Origin of the sequence: Actinoplanes sp. NPDC049802, from assembly GCF_040656595.1 — a bacterium.
Classification (GTDB): Bacteria; Actinomycetota; Actinomycetes; order Mycobacteriales; family Micromonosporaceae; genus Actinoplanes.
In genome coordinates this window covers 32,705-46,297 of the sequence record NZ_JBFAMR010000001.1, presented here as the reverse complement: position 1 = coordinate 46,297, position 13,593 = coordinate 32,705, and the positions used below count along the sequence as shown (strand labels likewise).

Genomic DNA, 13,593 nt, shown 5'->3' with positions numbered 1-13,593 from the left:
CGCATAGTCTGATTTTCCCTGAATGCACGGTCCCGTACCGGGCGGATTGCGGTTTGCGTCCCCCGGCAAGCGCTGCCGGTGGATCGACCCGACCCGATCCGTCAGGCACGGATACGCTCCGAGCCTGCCCGGATTCCGGCCGGTCGTGGGCGCTGTCTCAACAGTGCTGAGTCAGCGTTCAGCGCCGGCCGGGCGTCCCGGGTGTTTCCGGCTGGTCGTGGGGCCGTCTCCGAGCGTTTGAGGCGGCGCCCACGACCAGCCGGAACAGGATCTGCTACAGCGGCGGTCGACGCTGCTGGCGGATGGGCGACGGGCCGGTGCCGCCCCCAGCGGCGCCGGCCCGTCGGGCTCGGTCAGTTGCAGGTGGTGCCGTTGAGCTTCGCGGCGGTCGGGGCGCCGGCGTTGCCGGTGTGGGTGGCCTGGTAACCGATCGTGGTGGAGCCGCCCGGCGCGAGAGCGCCGTTGTAGCTCGCGTTCGTCGCGATCACCGTGCCGCTGGTGGGGGAGTAGCCGGCGCTCCAGCCGGAGACGATGGTCTGCCCGGCGGGCAGGGTGAAGGACAGGCTCCAGCCGTTGATGGCGGTGGCGCCGGTGTTGGTGATGGTGATGCTGTTGGTCAGGCCGCTGTTCCAGGCGTTGACGGCGCTGGTGACCCGGCAGCCGCCCGTACCGGTGGAGGCCGAGGGCGAGGCGCTGGCCGAGGGCGAGGTGCTGGCCGAGGGCGAGGTGGACGGGGAGGCGGTCGGCGACGAGCTGGGCTGGGTGCCGATGGCGCTCATGATGGCGTCGATGATGCCCTGCTGGGTCACCGTGGCGGAGCTGCGGTTGAACAGCCCGAAGCCGTGCTGGCCGTTCCAGCCGTTGTCCCAGTAGGCGGTGGCCGCCCCGTACTTCTTGGCGGTGGCGACCAGGGCACGGGCGTAGTCGGCACGGTACCGGTTGTTCGTGGAGTCGTAGCTCGTCTTGTCGATCGAGCCGTACTCACCGACGAAGACCGGGTAGCCGCGGTTGACGAAGGTGTCCCGCATCTTCTTCAGCTGACCGTCCATGAAGTCTTCCTGGCCCCAGACCGACTTCTTCGCCGGGTTGGTCGCGTTCGCACCCCACTGGGTGATGGTGCCGTCCTCGGTTCCGGTGAAGTCCCACGGGTCGTAGTAGTGCACCGAGATCATCAGCCGCTGTTCGGCGGCGGGGATGGTGGAGGAGCGGTACTGGTCGGTCGGGATCACGAAGCCGCTGCCGACGGTGTGGTCGATGTTGGTGTTCCAGCCCGGGACCAGCAGCCAGCGGGAGGCGTTGACGCCGCCGGTACGGCGTACCGTGTCGACGAAGATCTGGTTGTAGGCGTTGATGTTCGAGTAGCACGGCTGGGTCGGGTTGCCGTACTGGCCGTCGAAGTTCTCGTTCATCGACTCGAAGATCAGGTGGTCGTTGTACGCCTGGAACCGCGTCGCCACCTGCTGCCAGACCTTCTGGTACTTGTCCCGGATCGTGGTCTGATCGGCGGCGTCACAGATCAGCCAGGAGCCGGCGACGGACTTGTAGCCGTCGCCGTGCATGTTGATCAGCACGTACAGGCCCCGGCTGTGGGCGTAGTCGACGACCTGCTGGATCCGGTTCAGCCACGCCGTGTTGATCGTGTAGTCCGGGGCGGCGCCGATGTGTCCCAGGTAGGAGACGGGGATCCGGATCGTCTTGAACCCGGAGTCCCGGACGCGGTCGATGAGGGCCTGCGTCGCGGCCGGGTTGCCCCAGGCCGTCTCACTGGGGATGCCGTTGTTGTTGGCCTCGAGCGTGTTGCCGAGATTCCAGCCGGCGCCCATGTCGGCGACCAGCTGGGTGCCGTTCAGTGGGGCCACGACCTCGGCCGACGCGGGTCTTGTCACGCCGTACCAGGTGCCGGCGAAGGTCAGTGTCGCGGCGAGGAACGCCAGCCCGGCCTTCCTCATCGTGGTGTGCATAGGTGTTACCTCTCGTCGGTCTCACGCGCGGACCGGCCGGGCTCGGGATCGTGGATCGGGTCGATCGAGCCCGGGGGGATCCGGCCCCGGCGTGCGGGGGATTTCGGGAGCGCTCCCATGATTGCGCATGATCTATGTCTTGTCATCTCCTGGAAACAGAACCGCGCCGCCCGTTGTGGCGCTCTCTCGATCGGCGCACCCTGATTGCACGGTGCTGCCCGAGGCCGCGGCCCGTACCGTCATGGGAGCCGACGGTCGCCGCACCGCGATCGCGCCGGCCGTTCCTCCGCGCCTCATCTCACCGAACGGCCGGTGACTCGGCGACCGGTTCCCCGACGAGTTCGTGAGCACACGACAGAAGAGGACTGCGAGCATGACGACGGAAGCCAAGGGGCCCCTCGGGGCGGCGGCAGTGAGCTCCGGGATGGCGCCGCCGGCGGGTTGCGTGACCGGGCCGCCGGCCCTCTCCGGCGCCGGTCCGTCCGCCCTCGGCGACCCGGCGGGCGCCGGGCAGCCGCCCACCTGGGCGCGGGGCGCGGCGGCGGCCGCGTGAAGCGGCGAGCCCTCGACATCCGCCGTCCCACCTTCCGCAGCGTCGTCGAACTGGTCCGGGCGCCCGCCGCGCTGAGCGTGCCCGGCGACCTGCTGGCCGGCGCCGCGGCCGCCGGATGGCCGTTCGGCCGGCGGCGCACCGCGGCCATGATCGGTTCCTCCGTCTGCCTGTACTGGGCGGGCATGGCGCTCAACGACTACGCCGACCGGGAGATCGACGCCAAGGAGCGGCCGGACCGCCCCATCCCGTCCGGCCGGGTGACCCCGGACACCGCCCTGAGCATCGCCGGTGGCCTCACCGCTGCCGGGCTCCTGATCGCCGGGGTGGCCGGTGGCCGTAAGGCGCTCGGCGTCACCCTGCCGCTGACAGCCGGGATCTGGGCGTACGACCTGGCACTCAAGGACACGCCGGCCGGCGCGCCGTCGATGGCGTTCGCCCGGGCCATGAACGTGCTGCACGGCGCCGGCACCGGCGGCTGGCGGGCCGCGGCCCGGCCGGCGGGTGTGACGGCCGCGCACACGCTCACCCTGATGGCCATCTCGCGGCGCGAGGTGGAGGGTTCGAGCGCGGTCCTGCCGGCCGCGACCCTCGCCGCCACCACCGCGGTCGGGGTGGCCGCGCCGCTGATCGGCGGCGACGCGGCCCGCCCGGTCGACCGTGCGGTCGCCGCGGCGCTCTCCGCCGTCTACACCGGCACGTTCGGCAGATCCCAGCTCGAAGCGGTCAACCAGCCGACGCCGAAGAACCTGCAGAAAGCGGTGGGCAGCGGGATCATGAGCCTGGTCCCGTTGCAGGCGGCGCTGACCGCCCGGGCCGGCGCCACCCGGGCCGCGCTGGCGCTGCTCGCGGCACTGCCGATCGGCCGGGCCCTGTCGCGCAAGGTCACCACGACGTGACGGCGGAGCGGCGACCGGCCTTCGGTGTGGTTACCACACCAACGGATCGTTCCAGGTCCGTGGACGGGGAACGGACGAGACGCCGGTCGGCTCGACCACGCCGGTGCGGGTGGCGGACCCGGGCCCGGGAGCCTGGATGGTCACAGCGAGGCCACCTTCCGGTAACGGGCGAGCAGGAGCAGGAAGCAGGCGGCGACCAGGCAGGCAGCCTCGATGCCGTAGACCGCGCCGAACCTGCCCACGCCCACGTCGAGCCGGCTCTCCCTCCCGATGAGCCACTCGCCGACGCCTCCGATCAGGAAGGTCGGGCTGGCCAGCCCGGACAGGCTGTTGGCGGTGGTGTTCGGCAGCGAGGCGAGCACGCCGACGACCGGGACGGTCATCATGAAGACCGCCACGATGCCGCCGGCGGCGAACGCCTGCTTTCCGGTGAGCGACGCGATCAGCTGGCTGACGCCGGCGAACATCACCGCCCAGAGCAGGCTGTAGGCCCACCCGGGCAGCAGATCCCACAGCTCGTCGAACACCCCGCTGACGCCGGTCTTGGTGGTGAACGCGGCGCCGAGGAACATGATGAACTGCGGTACGCCGATCAGTAGCCAGGTCACGGCCGTCATGGCGGCGAACTTGGCGATCACGTAGTCGGCGGCCCGCAGCGGACGGCTGAAGTAGAGCGGCAGCACCCCGGCCCGCACGTCACGGGAGACCAGTTGGGGCGCGACGATCGCCGCGAAGAAGACGATCAGGAAGCTCATCTGGTCGGCGTACTGGAAATAGGTGAAGAACACCTCTCCGGTGATCGAGCGGGCGGCCGCCGCGATGACGGCGGCCAGCAGCATGATGCCGGCCACGAGCCAGGGGAAGGTCTTCGCCTTGGCGGAGCGGCCGAGCCCGAAGGCGGCGCGCAACCCGTGTACGAAGAGGGCCCGCTGCATCGCGACGCGGCCCAGCCGGGGACCGGAGTACCGCTGGTACCCGATGTCGTGGATGACGCCGGTCTCAGACATCGACGGTCTCCTTCGTCGTGCGTCGTTCGTATGGGTTTCACCGTGACGGAGATTCGAGGGCGGGGGAACCCTGGCCCGTCGGCCACTGCTCCACATGCCTGTGGTCGTACGCCCGAAAGCCGAGGAGACGCGAAGGTTGACCGGCGAGTTCAGGACGGTGGGAGATTCTTCTGCGTGCGGTAGACGGTGAGCCAGGTGTCGACCTGCGCGCTGCGGCCCAGCGGTGGCAGCCGCTCGCCGCCGGTGGCCCGCAGCCCGTCGAAGACCACGGCCATGAACCGTTTCCGCATCGCCGGATCGACCCGGCTGGTGCTGTCGGCGACGTGGGCGCACGCGTTCATGAGCAGGAGGATGTCGGCCATCTCCAGGTCGGGGCGCATCCGGCCGGCGTCCTGGGCGAGGGCGACCAGTTTCGACAGGGCCCGGTAGAGCGCCTCGCGTGACTCGGCCCAGGCCGGGGCGGCAGGGTTGGCCAACAGTCGCGGAACCGCGCGATAGCGGGCGAACTGGCCGGTGAAGTGCCACATCAGCCGCTCGAAGGCGCCCGGCGGGTCGGGCTCGGTGAGGCTCCGCTCGATGCGGTCGACGATGGCCTGCAACTGCCGTTCGCCGATGGCCTCGATCAGCGCCTCCTTGGTCGGGAAGTGCCGGAAGACCGTGCCGACGCCCACCCCGGCGCGCTGGGCGATGGCCGGGGTCTGCACGTCCAGCCCTTCCTCGGCGAACACCTCCTCGGCGGCGTTGAGGACGGCATCGCGGTTACGCCGGGCGTCGGCCCGCCGGGGCTGCTCGATGGCCATCCTGCCGTCCTTCCGCTCGTCGCGGTCAGTCTAGGATGCGGATCTCTAATGTGAGTTGCCAGTCCGGTTGTCAGGCATCTCGATCAACTGTGCAGCTCGAATAGACGCTGTGTCACCCTTAACCGGACTGTCTGCTCCGTATATAGTCGAGCGGGCCGGCGCCGCCGGACCCCTTGAACCGCGCGTACGGGAAAGGAACCGATCGATGGAATGGCTAGCGCGATGGAGTTTCCGGCATCGCCGTCTGGTCGTGGTGCTGTGGCTGGTGGCCGTCGCCGGGATCTTCGGTCTTGGCCGGCTCGTACCAGCCACCTACGGCTACGGCGAGTCGGTCCCGGGCACCGAGTCGCATCAGGCCGCCGCGCTGCTCCAGCGGCAGTTCCCGGACCAGCCCGGCGAGGTCGACACCATCGTGTGGGAGGTCAGCCGGGGCACCGTCCGGGACCCGGCCGTGCGGGAGCGGATGGGCCGGATGCTCGACGACGTGCGGCGCAGGCCCCACGTCATCGGCGTGCAGAGCCCCTACGATCCGGCCGGCGCCCAGGCGATCAGCCAGGACGGGCGGATCGCCTTCGCGCTGGTGAACTTCGACCGGGGCGGCGACGAACTGGACAAGGAGGTCGTCACCGACGTCATCGACACCGCCCGTGGCTACTCCGACGACACCGTGACGGTGAGCCTGAGCGGCTACGCGGTCAAAGAAGCGACGATGACGTTCGACACCTCGATCAGCGAGTTGGTGGGTGTGCTGGCCGCCTCGATCGTGCTGTGGCTGGCCTTCGGATCGCTGCTGAGCGTCTCGCTTCCGCTGATCACCGCGATCGCCTCGGTCATCCCCGCGGTCGCTCTGATCGGGATCGTCTCCCGGGTGCTCACCGTCCCGAGCTTCGCCGCGAGCCTGACCATCCTCCTCAACCTGGGTGTCGGCATCGACTACGCGCTGTTCCTGGTCACCCGCCAGCGGCGCGGACTGCGCCGCGGTGAGAGCGTGGAAGACGCCCTCGTCGGCACGCTGCGCACCGCCGGTCGCTCGGTCCTGTTCGCCGGCGCGGTCGTCTGCGTCGCGCTGCTGGGCCTCTTCACCCTGCGGGTGGACTACCTCTCCGGGATGGCCGCCTCCGCCGCGATCGGCATCGCCTTCACGGTCGTGGCCGCGCTGACCCTGCTGCCGGCCCTGCTGGCGATCTTCGGGCAGCGGGTGTTCTCCCGGCGGGACCGCCGGCGCGCGGCGACCGACCCGTGCCGGAGGACGGCGACAGCCCCGGCTGGCGGCGGTGGGCCGGCCTCATCCAGCGGCGCCCGCTCGGGTTCACGCTGCTCAGCCTCGCGCTCAGCGCCGCGCTGGCGGCACCGTTCCTCAGCTTGCGGCTGGGCTTCACCGACCAGGGCAACGACCCGGTCGGCTCGACCACCCGGACCGCGTACGACACCCTCGCGGAAGGCTTCGGGCCAGGCTTCAACGCCCCGCTGTTCATCGTGGTGCAGGGCAATGGGGCGGTCCCGGACGACGCGGTCCAGGCGATCGGCTCGGCGGTGAGCGCCACCCCCGGCATCGCCGCGGTGACACCGGCCCGGACGAGCCCGTCCGGTGACGTCGCCGTCCTTCAGGCGTTCCCGGGCACCGCACCGCAGTCGGCCGAGACGGAGCGGACGCTGCACCGGCTGCGGGACTCGACGCTGCCCGGCGCGGTCGCCGACAACGGCCTGCGCACCTACGTCGGCGGCTTCACCGCGACTCAGGTCGACTTCACCGGTACGATCAGCAGCCGGCTCCCGCTGTTCATCGGCATCGTGGTGCTGCTCGGCGCGTTGCTGCTGCTGCTCGCCTTCCGCAGTGTCGTGATCTCCATACTCACCGCGGTGATGAACCTGATCGCGGTCGCCGTCTGCTTCGGCACCATCGTGGCGATCTTCCAGTGGGGCCGGCTGGACGGCCTGACGGGCATCGACAAGCCCGGCCCGATCGACGCGTTCCTGCCGGTGTTCCTGTTCGCGATCCTGTTCGGGCTCTCCATGGACTATCAGGTGTTCCTGCTCGGGCGCACCCACGAGGCGTGGCTGGCCACCCGTGACAACGCTCGCGCCGTCATCACCGGCCAGGTGGAGACCGGCCGGGTGATCACCGCGGCCGGCGCGATCATGGTGCTGGTGTTCCTCTCGTTCACCGCCGGCGACCGGGCCATGATGCTGTTCGGGATCGGCCTGGGCGTGACCGTGCTGTTCGACGCGTTCGTCATCCGTACGATGCTGATGCCGGCCCTGATGCACCTGTGCGGGCCCACCACCTGGTGGATGCCACGCGGGCTCGACCGGATCCTGCCGCGGCTCGACGTCGCCGAGGGCCCGGACGTGCCGGCGCCGCATCCCCGGGACGCTGAGGACGTCACGGAGACCGGCACCCCGGCACGGGCACACTGATCCACCGGCATCGACGACCGTGCGATGACAGGGCGCTGAAGTTCAGGGGCGGGACTCTCTCATCGCTTTCACCAGCGCCGGGCCCAGAAGGTCGTGGGCGAGTGGGGGGAGCTCTTCATGCCGGAACCAACGGATCTCGTCATGTTCGTCGGGAGCGGCGTTCGCCGGTGTTCCCTTCCACTCACCGACAAGCCAGGCGCTGAAGCGTACGGATTCCTCGTCGCGGCCTATGTTGAACCGGCACAGATGGATCGCCGAGCCTGCCCCGATCTGAACGCCCAGCTCCTCGCGCAACTCCCTGGTGAGGGCAGCCAGTTCTGTCTCACCTGGATCGATGTGCCCGCCGGGTAGATCCCACACGTTCGGGTAGACGCGGCGGTTCGGACTTCGGTGGACGAGTAGGACGCGACCTTCGCTGACCAGCGCTCCGGTGACGATCTCGGGCATGGTTGGGGATTGTGGCAGACCGCCGGCGAAAAACGTCTACGAGCAGGCTTGCCACGACCTTCTCCCGGGCGAATTGTTCCGGCGGATCATCAGCCTCGGGACCGAAGATCTCCAGCTTGTCGCCGTCGGGGAAACGGAAAACGGCGAAGCCCGACTGCTCGTGGTCGATCGCCAGCCCTGCCACGTCAGCGAAGAAGTCCCTCATCTGCTGGTAGGAATCCGTCTTCACGCCGACCCATGAGATACCTCGAACCCGCACCGACCCGCCCCTTCCGCCACCCGGCACCGTCCCGCGGCTTCAGGCTGACACTTGAAGTGCGATTGAAGTAAAGACCCCCTTGTCGTGGACATTTCCCTGGCTCGTGGCCGGCATCAGTCCTGGCAAGATGGCCGCCATGATCGTTAGATCGGCAACGATGGATGATGCCGGGGCGCTCGCTGTCGTACACGTCCGTACCTGGCAGGAGGCGTATCGCGGGAAGGTTCCCCAGGAATACTTGGATCAGCTTGATCCCTCTCAACGGCGGGAGGGATGGCTTCGGTGGCTCCAATCGGACCACGCGCCTGCGGTCACCCTCGTGCTGGAACACGAAGTCGATGGTGTGGTCGGATTCGTCAATGTCTCGCCGAGCCGAGACCCGGACACGGATCCACAGCTGGTAGGCGAGATCAAGGCGATCTACCTGTTACCGGAGTACTGGGGACACGGTGCTGGACGGCTTCTCATGGAGGCCGGCTTGCATCGGCTCGAGAAGGCCGGCTACAGCGAGGTCGTGTTGTGGGTGCTGGACACCAACGACCGCGCGCGGCGCTTCTACGAAGCCGGCGGTTGGCGTGTCGACGGTTCATCGAAGACGGACGAGTCGCGCGGATTTCCCTTGGCGGAAGTCCGCTATCGCTACTACGGGAACAGCTGAACCCATAGCTCGGGCCGCGCCGTCATGGCCGGTGGCCCGGCCAGGGTTCGACGGACGCACCGTCGCTGACCGGGATCACAACCCGTATGCTGCCCGCCGTGAGCATCGACGAACAGCCAGGTGAATCAGCGCGGACCTTCGGGGCCTTCGCTGTGATCATCGGCCTCTTGATAGCCGGCTTGGGGTTCCTGACGGACGGCGTGCCGGTGAGAGGCTATTGCTTCGCGGGGCTCCTGGTGTTCGTCGGTGCCGCGGTACGAGTCGAGGCCGCTATCCGGTGTCGTCCCGGTGCGGTCGAGGCTGATCAACGCTCCTGAATCCGCAGGCCCCTCAGGCCGCGGAGTACGACGAAGACCATCTATCATCGCCCGGTGCCCGTCGCTCGCCGTACCCCTGGGGTGTTCGGGTAGGTGTGGCGGTTCGGGCTTCGGCGGGCGAGTGGAACGCGTCTTTCGCTGACCGGCCTCAATCCTGGCAACGGCGGCCGCGGCCCAGGAGGTACCGCTGTTCCACCACGTTGGCGGTCAGCGCGGCAGCCTCCCGGTAGAGCCGGGCGGCCGCGGGCCGATCGCCGAGCATCTCGAGCAGGTGGGCCCGGACGGCGCGTTCGCGCTGGCTGGTGAGCTGGTCGCCGGACAGCCGATGCCGCTCGTCCAAGTCGTCCAAGAGGGCCAGGCCGCGCGCCGGCCCGTACGCGTGCGCCACCGCGACGACCCGGCTCAACCGCACCGGGCCGGTCGGGTTGACGTGCTCCAGCCCCAGGTAGAGCGCGGCGATCTGCGGCCAGTCGGTGGCCTCGGCCGATGCGGCGGCGGCGTGCACGGCGGCGATCGCCGCCTGGATCCGGTAGGGACCGGCGTCGGGGGCGCCCCACACGCCGTCGACCAGGTCGGTGCCCTCCCGGAGGAGGCCGGAGTCCCAGCGTGACCGGTCCTGTTCGGCGAGCGGCACCAGCCGTCCGTCGCCGTCGGTGCGGGCGGCCCGGCGCGCCTCGGTGAGCAGCATCAACGCGAGCAGACCGGCGATCTCCGGGTCGGCGGGCTCCGCGGCGTGCAGCATTCGGGTGAGCCGGATCGCCTCCCGCGCCAGGTCGATCCGGCCCAGCCGGTCGCCACGGGACGCGATGTAGCCCTCGTTGAAGATCAGGTACAGCGCCTGCAGGGCCGCGGCGACCCGGCCGTCACGGTCGGCGGCGGTCGGGGCGGTGAACCGGGCACCGGACTCGGCGAGCCGTCGTTTCGCCCGGGTGATCCGCGCGCTCATCGTGGGCTCGCTCACCCCGTACGCATGGGCTGTCTCGGATGTGCTGAGCCCGCCGACCGCACGCAGGGTGAGCGCCACCTGATCGGTGGGCTTGAGCGCCGGATGGCAGCAGAGCAGCAACAACGTCACGCTGTCGTCGGACGCCGGAGCGGGACCGGCCGGCTCCGGCTCGGCGAGCACCGCCTGATGCTCGCGCCGGCGGCGGGCCTGCTCGGAGCGCAGCAGGTCAACCAGCCGCCGGTAGCCGACCCGGATGAGCCAGCCGCGCGGGTCTGCCGGGATCCCGTCGGCGGGCCACTGCCGGCTCGCCGCGAGCAGGGCCTCCTGCACGGCGTCCTCGGCCAGGTCGAAATGGCCGAACCGCCGCACCAGCGCGCCGAGCACCTGCGGCGCCTCGGTGCGCAGCAGGTGCTCGACCGTGTCGCCCGGCATGGTCACCCGGTGAGGTCGGCGCACATGATCGGCCGGATCTCGATGGGCTCACCGAGGATCGCGACGATCCGGCCGGCGATCTCGACCGCCCGCTCCTGGCTGGCGCAGTCGATCACGGCGTAGCTCGCCAGCACCTCCTTGAGCTCGGCGAACGGCCCGTCGGTGGCGACCACCCCGTCCGGGGTGCGCCGCAGGGTGGTGCTGACCGCGGGATGGCCGAGCCCCTCACTGCCGACGAACTCCCCGGTGGCGGTGAGCTCCTCCTGGAACCTCTGGTAGACGGCGAACGCCGCCATGGCCTCCTCGGAGTCGATCCCCGAGTTCTCGGCATCCCACGTCGCGACCGGTGTGTAGGCCAGCAGCAGATATTTCATCGGGCGGTCCTCGCAGCGAGAGCGGACAGGGCGAGCGCGGTGGTCCAGGCGAAGGAGATCAGGCCGGTCACCGCGAGTTGGATGCCGGTGTACGCCGGAGCCGGCGGCAACAGCAGCACCACCGTCACGATGCCACTGAGAACGGCCGCGGCGACCGCCCGCCGCCGCGCCGACCGGATCGTGTGGGCCGCGCAGGCGACCGCCAGCGCGGTGAACGCCAGCACCGCGGCGGTCGCGTGCACCACGGCGTGCCACGACATCGCGGCCACCGGCCCGCCCGGTGTGCCGGCCGGAAAGCCGTTCTCGGCGTCGGGCGGGAACAGCCCGGCGAGCACCAGCCCGGCGCCGAAGACACCGGTGAACAACGGCACCGTGCGACGGCCGGCGCCGGTGGCCAGGGTGCGCCACAGCCCCACGGCCAGGGCGACGATCCCCAGGCCGGTCAGTGTGAACGTGGCGACCTGCAGCCACCCTAGGTGGCCGACGGCGAGCTGGCTGAGCGCATGCCGGCGCAGGTCGAAACCGTCGCGGGCGAGCATCTGCAACAGCGACGAGACGACGAAGAACGGCCCCGCCCAGGCGCCCGCGATCAGCAGGGCGCGGGTGCCGGTCCGGATGTGGGCGATCGGGCCCGAGGTGGTGACGACGGCGGTCATGGCATCCTCCCGTTGGGTTGGTTGCCGCTACCTCGTAGACGTCGCGCGCATCCCGGCAACTGCGGGAAGTGGTCTGCGTCACACCCGCCGGGACGACTTGGCCGGCCGCCGGCGGGACCGGCGTTCTCCGTGAACGAGTTCAGCGAGCGACCGATCGCCGGACCAGCCGGTGGGAGTGCTGCCCGGCGCCGGGCAACACCCCCGTCGGCTCAGTCGGCGGCCAGGACGTCGACGATGAAGCGGAGCGTGCCCGCCGGCTGCCCGCCGCTCGGGTTCTCGCCGTAGGCCAGGTCGGCCGGGATGTCGAGCTGCACCCGGCTGCCGACCTTCACCCCGAGAAGGCCCTGATCCCAGCCGGGGATGACCTTGCCCGCACCGACCGTGAAGCTGAACGGCTTCGACCGGCTCCAGGACGAGTCGAACTCCTTGCCGTCGGTGTAGGTGACACCGACATAGTTCACGTTGATCGACTGGCCCGACCGGACGGCGGGGCCGGTGCCCTCGACGAGGGTCGTCGTCTTCAGCTCGGTGACGGTGCCGGTGCCGGCGGTCGCCGCGGGCTTCGTGCTCAGGGCCGGGTCGGCGCCCTCGGGCAGCGGCGGGAAGGTCGCCGCCGTTGTCGCGTCCGGCGTCGTGCCCGCCGCGGTCGGGTCGGCCGGCTGGGAGGTGTTGCCGATCCACAGCACCAGGCCGACGATGAGCGCCACCACGGCCGCCGCCACACCGGCCATGCTCAGCGCCTCGCGACGTCGCTGCATAGTCCGGGCGCGCGCCTTGGCGATCTTGGCTTCGGCCCTTTTCACGGCCTTGGTCTTGCGCGGGGGAACGGGGGCGGGGCGCTTGACAGCCGCGCTACTGCGGCTCGTTACGGAATCGGGCACCGGCCGACGATACGACACTCCGCTCGGAATCGGCTGACACTCGACTGGGGAGATCAACAAGCGGGCGGCTCGGCAACCGTTCGGAGACGGGCAAACACCGGTTCTGTGATCGTCGCGGCCCGGGGTGCGCCGAAGTCAGTGGTGAGCCCGCAGACAGCGGATTCACCACTTCGAAAGGGCCTGCTCTTGCGCCAGCTTCTTCGCCGCCTCGCCGTGACCGCCCTCCTCGCCCCGGTCGCCGCTGTCGGTGCCACCACGATGATCGCGAGCCCTGCCGAGGCCGTTCCGGCGAAGCCCGGCCCGTCGCAGCCCGGCCCGTGGGACCAGGACTCCTGGAAGTACGGCTCCGACAAGTACGGCTCCGACAAGTACGGCTCGGACCGGTACGGTTCGGACCGGTACGGCTACTGGAACCCCGGCCCGTCCAAGCGCAGTCCGTCGTGGCCCACCCCGGGCAAGCCGGCGCCGATCAAGCCGGCCCCCACCAAGCCGGCCCCCACCAAGCCCGCGCCGACGCAGACGACCCCGGCCAAGCCGGGCACGCCGGCTCCGGGTACGACCGCTCCGGCGAAGTCCAGCGAGCAGACCCTGCAAACCGAGGTCAACCGCCTGATCAACATCGAGCGCGGCAACAACGGCTGCGCGGCCCTGACGGTCAACGACCAGCTCACCGCGGCCGCCCGGGGCCACAGCGCCTGGATGGCGCAGACCGGCACGTTCTCGCACACCGGCAGCGGCGGCTCCACCTTCGCCACCCGGGTGAAGGCCGCCGGCTACGCCCAGCCGTCGGCCGAGAACATCGCCTACGGCTACCGCACCGCCGCCGAAGTGGTCAACGGCTGGATGAACAGCTCCGGCCACCGCGCCAACATCGTGAACTGCAAGTCCAAGACCGTCGGCGTCGGCGTCGTCTTCTCCGCAGACGGCACCCCGTACTACACCCAGAACTTCGGTTACTGATTCTTGAACACCGCGCCGCCCCAGCCGC

16 protein-coding genes are annotated in these 13,593 nt (G+C 70.3%); 8 read left to right on the top strand and 8 right to left on the bottom strand.

Annotated features, from left to right (window positions below):
- Positions 1–353 precede the first annotated feature (353 nt).
- Complete coding sequence (locus AB0I88_RS00220) at positions 354–1,961, bottom strand: cellulase family glycosylhydrolase (RefSeq protein ID WP_361016522.1); 1,608 nt, start codon at positions 1,959–1,961, stop codon at positions 354–356.
- Positions 1,962–2,334: 373 nt separating this feature from the next.
- Here AB0I88_RS00220 and AB0I88_RS00215 point away from each other — a divergent pair, with 373 nt between their 5' ends.
- Together AB0I88_RS00215 and AB0I88_RS00210 are read left to right on the top strand one after the other, a co-directional pair.
- On the top strand, positions 2,335–2,514 hold the full coding sequence (locus AB0I88_RS00215) for a hypothetical protein (RefSeq protein WP_361016519.1): 180 nt from the start codon (positions 2,335–2,337) through the stop codon (positions 2,512–2,514).
- Complete coding sequence (locus AB0I88_RS00210; RefSeq protein WP_361016516.1) at positions 2,511–3,410, top strand: SCO3242 family prenyltransferase; 900 nt, start codon at positions 2,511–2,513, stop codon at positions 3,408–3,410. Before AB0I88_RS00215 ends, AB0I88_RS00210 begins: the two co-directional genes overlap by 4 nt.
- Positions 3,411–3,550: 140 nt before the next feature.
- Here AB0I88_RS00210 and AB0I88_RS00205 read toward each other — a convergent pair whose 3' ends face one another.
- Both AB0I88_RS00205 and AB0I88_RS00200 read right to left on the bottom strand, forming a co-directional pair.
- Positions 3,551–4,417 (bottom strand): ABC transporter permease subunit, encoded by an 867-nt coding sequence (locus AB0I88_RS00205; protein ID WP_361016513.1) that lies wholly within the window; start codon positions 4,415–4,417, stop codon positions 3,551–3,553.
- 149 nt (positions 4,418–4,566) lie between these two features.
- Positions 4,567–5,217, bottom strand: coding sequence for a helix-turn-helix domain-containing protein (locus AB0I88_RS00200; RefSeq protein WP_361016511.1), 651 nt, complete (start codon positions 5,215–5,217; stop codon positions 4,567–4,569).
- A 205-nt stretch (positions 5,218–5,422) separates the two neighbouring features.
- Between AB0I88_RS00200 and AB0I88_RS00195 the strand changes: the two genes are divergently transcribed.
- Both AB0I88_RS00195 and AB0I88_RS00190 read left to right on the top strand, forming a co-directional pair.
- Positions 5,423–6,754, top strand: coding sequence for an MMPL family transporter (locus tag AB0I88_RS00195; RefSeq protein ID WP_361016507.1), 1,332 nt, complete (start codon positions 5,423–5,425; stop codon positions 6,752–6,754).
- Entirely contained in the window at positions 6,694–7,635 is a 942-nt protein-coding gene (locus tag AB0I88_RS00190; RefSeq protein ID WP_361016504.1) for an MMPL family transporter, read from the top strand. The genes AB0I88_RS00195 and AB0I88_RS00190 overlap by 61 nt, the downstream gene beginning before the upstream one ends.
- Before the next feature lie 42 nt (positions 7,636–7,677).
- Here AB0I88_RS00190 and AB0I88_RS00185 read toward each other — a convergent pair whose 3' ends face one another.
- Complete coding sequence (locus tag AB0I88_RS00185) at positions 7,678–8,082, bottom strand: NUDIX domain-containing protein (protein ID WP_361016502.1); 405 nt, start codon at positions 8,080–8,082, stop codon at positions 7,678–7,680.
- Between AB0I88_RS00185 and AB0I88_RS00180 the strand changes: the two genes are divergently transcribed.
- The 3 genes from AB0I88_RS00180 (at position 8,066) to AB0I88_RS00170 (ending at position 9,316) form a co-directional block, all read left to right on the top strand.
- Positions 8,066–8,323: a hypothetical protein gene (locus AB0I88_RS00180; protein WP_361016499.1), complete on the top strand. Its 258-nt coding sequence runs from the start codon at positions 8,066–8,068 to the stop codon at positions 8,321–8,323. The two genes, AB0I88_RS00185 and AB0I88_RS00180, sit on opposite strands and share 17 nt — an antisense overlap.
- A 121-nt stretch (positions 8,324–8,444) precedes the next feature.
- Positions 8,445–8,999 carry a GNAT family N-acetyltransferase gene (locus AB0I88_RS00175; RefSeq protein WP_361016497.1) on the top strand — a complete coding sequence of 185 codons (555 nt, stop codon included), beginning with the start codon at positions 8,445–8,447 and terminating at the stop codon, positions 8,997–8,999.
- Positions 9,000–9,097: 98 nt separating this feature from the next.
- Positions 9,098–9,316, top strand: coding sequence for a hypothetical protein (locus tag AB0I88_RS00170; protein WP_361016494.1), 219 nt, complete (start codon positions 9,098–9,100; stop codon positions 9,314–9,316).
- A gap of 148 nt (positions 9,317–9,464) precedes the next feature.
- On the opposite strand, the gene AB0I88_RS00165 is transcribed toward AB0I88_RS00170, so the two are convergent.
- From AB0I88_RS00165 to AB0I88_RS00150, 4 genes are all read right to left on the bottom strand, one after another.
- Positions 9,465–10,694 (bottom strand): sigma-70 family RNA polymerase sigma factor, encoded by a 1,230-nt coding sequence (locus AB0I88_RS00165; protein ID WP_361016491.1) that lies wholly within the window; start codon positions 10,692–10,694, stop codon positions 9,465–9,467.
- A 2-nt stretch (positions 10,695–10,696) separates the two neighbouring features.
- Positions 10,697–11,068, bottom strand: a complete 372-nt coding sequence (locus AB0I88_RS00160; protein WP_361016488.1) for a YciI family protein — start codon at positions 11,066–11,068, stop codon at positions 10,697–10,699.
- Positions 11,065–11,724 carry a DUF998 domain-containing protein gene (locus AB0I88_RS00155; RefSeq protein ID WP_361016485.1) on the bottom strand — a complete coding sequence of 220 codons (660 nt, stop codon included), beginning with the start codon at positions 11,722–11,724 and terminating at the stop codon, positions 11,065–11,067. Before AB0I88_RS00155 ends, AB0I88_RS00160 begins: the two co-directional genes overlap by 4 nt.
- Before the next feature lie 209 nt (positions 11,725–11,933).
- Positions 11,934–12,605: an FKBP-type peptidyl-prolyl cis-trans isomerase gene (locus AB0I88_RS00150; RefSeq protein WP_361016483.1), complete on the bottom strand. Its 672-nt coding sequence runs from the start codon at positions 12,603–12,605 to the stop codon at positions 11,934–11,936.
- 186 nt (positions 12,606–12,791) lie between these two features.
- Here AB0I88_RS00150 and AB0I88_RS00145 point away from each other — a divergent pair, with 186 nt between their 5' ends.
- Complete coding sequence (locus AB0I88_RS00145) at positions 12,792–13,565, top strand: CAP domain-containing protein (protein WP_361016480.1); 774 nt, start codon at positions 12,792–12,794, stop codon at positions 13,563–13,565.
- The last annotated feature ends 28 nt before the right edge of the window (positions 13,566–13,593 follow it).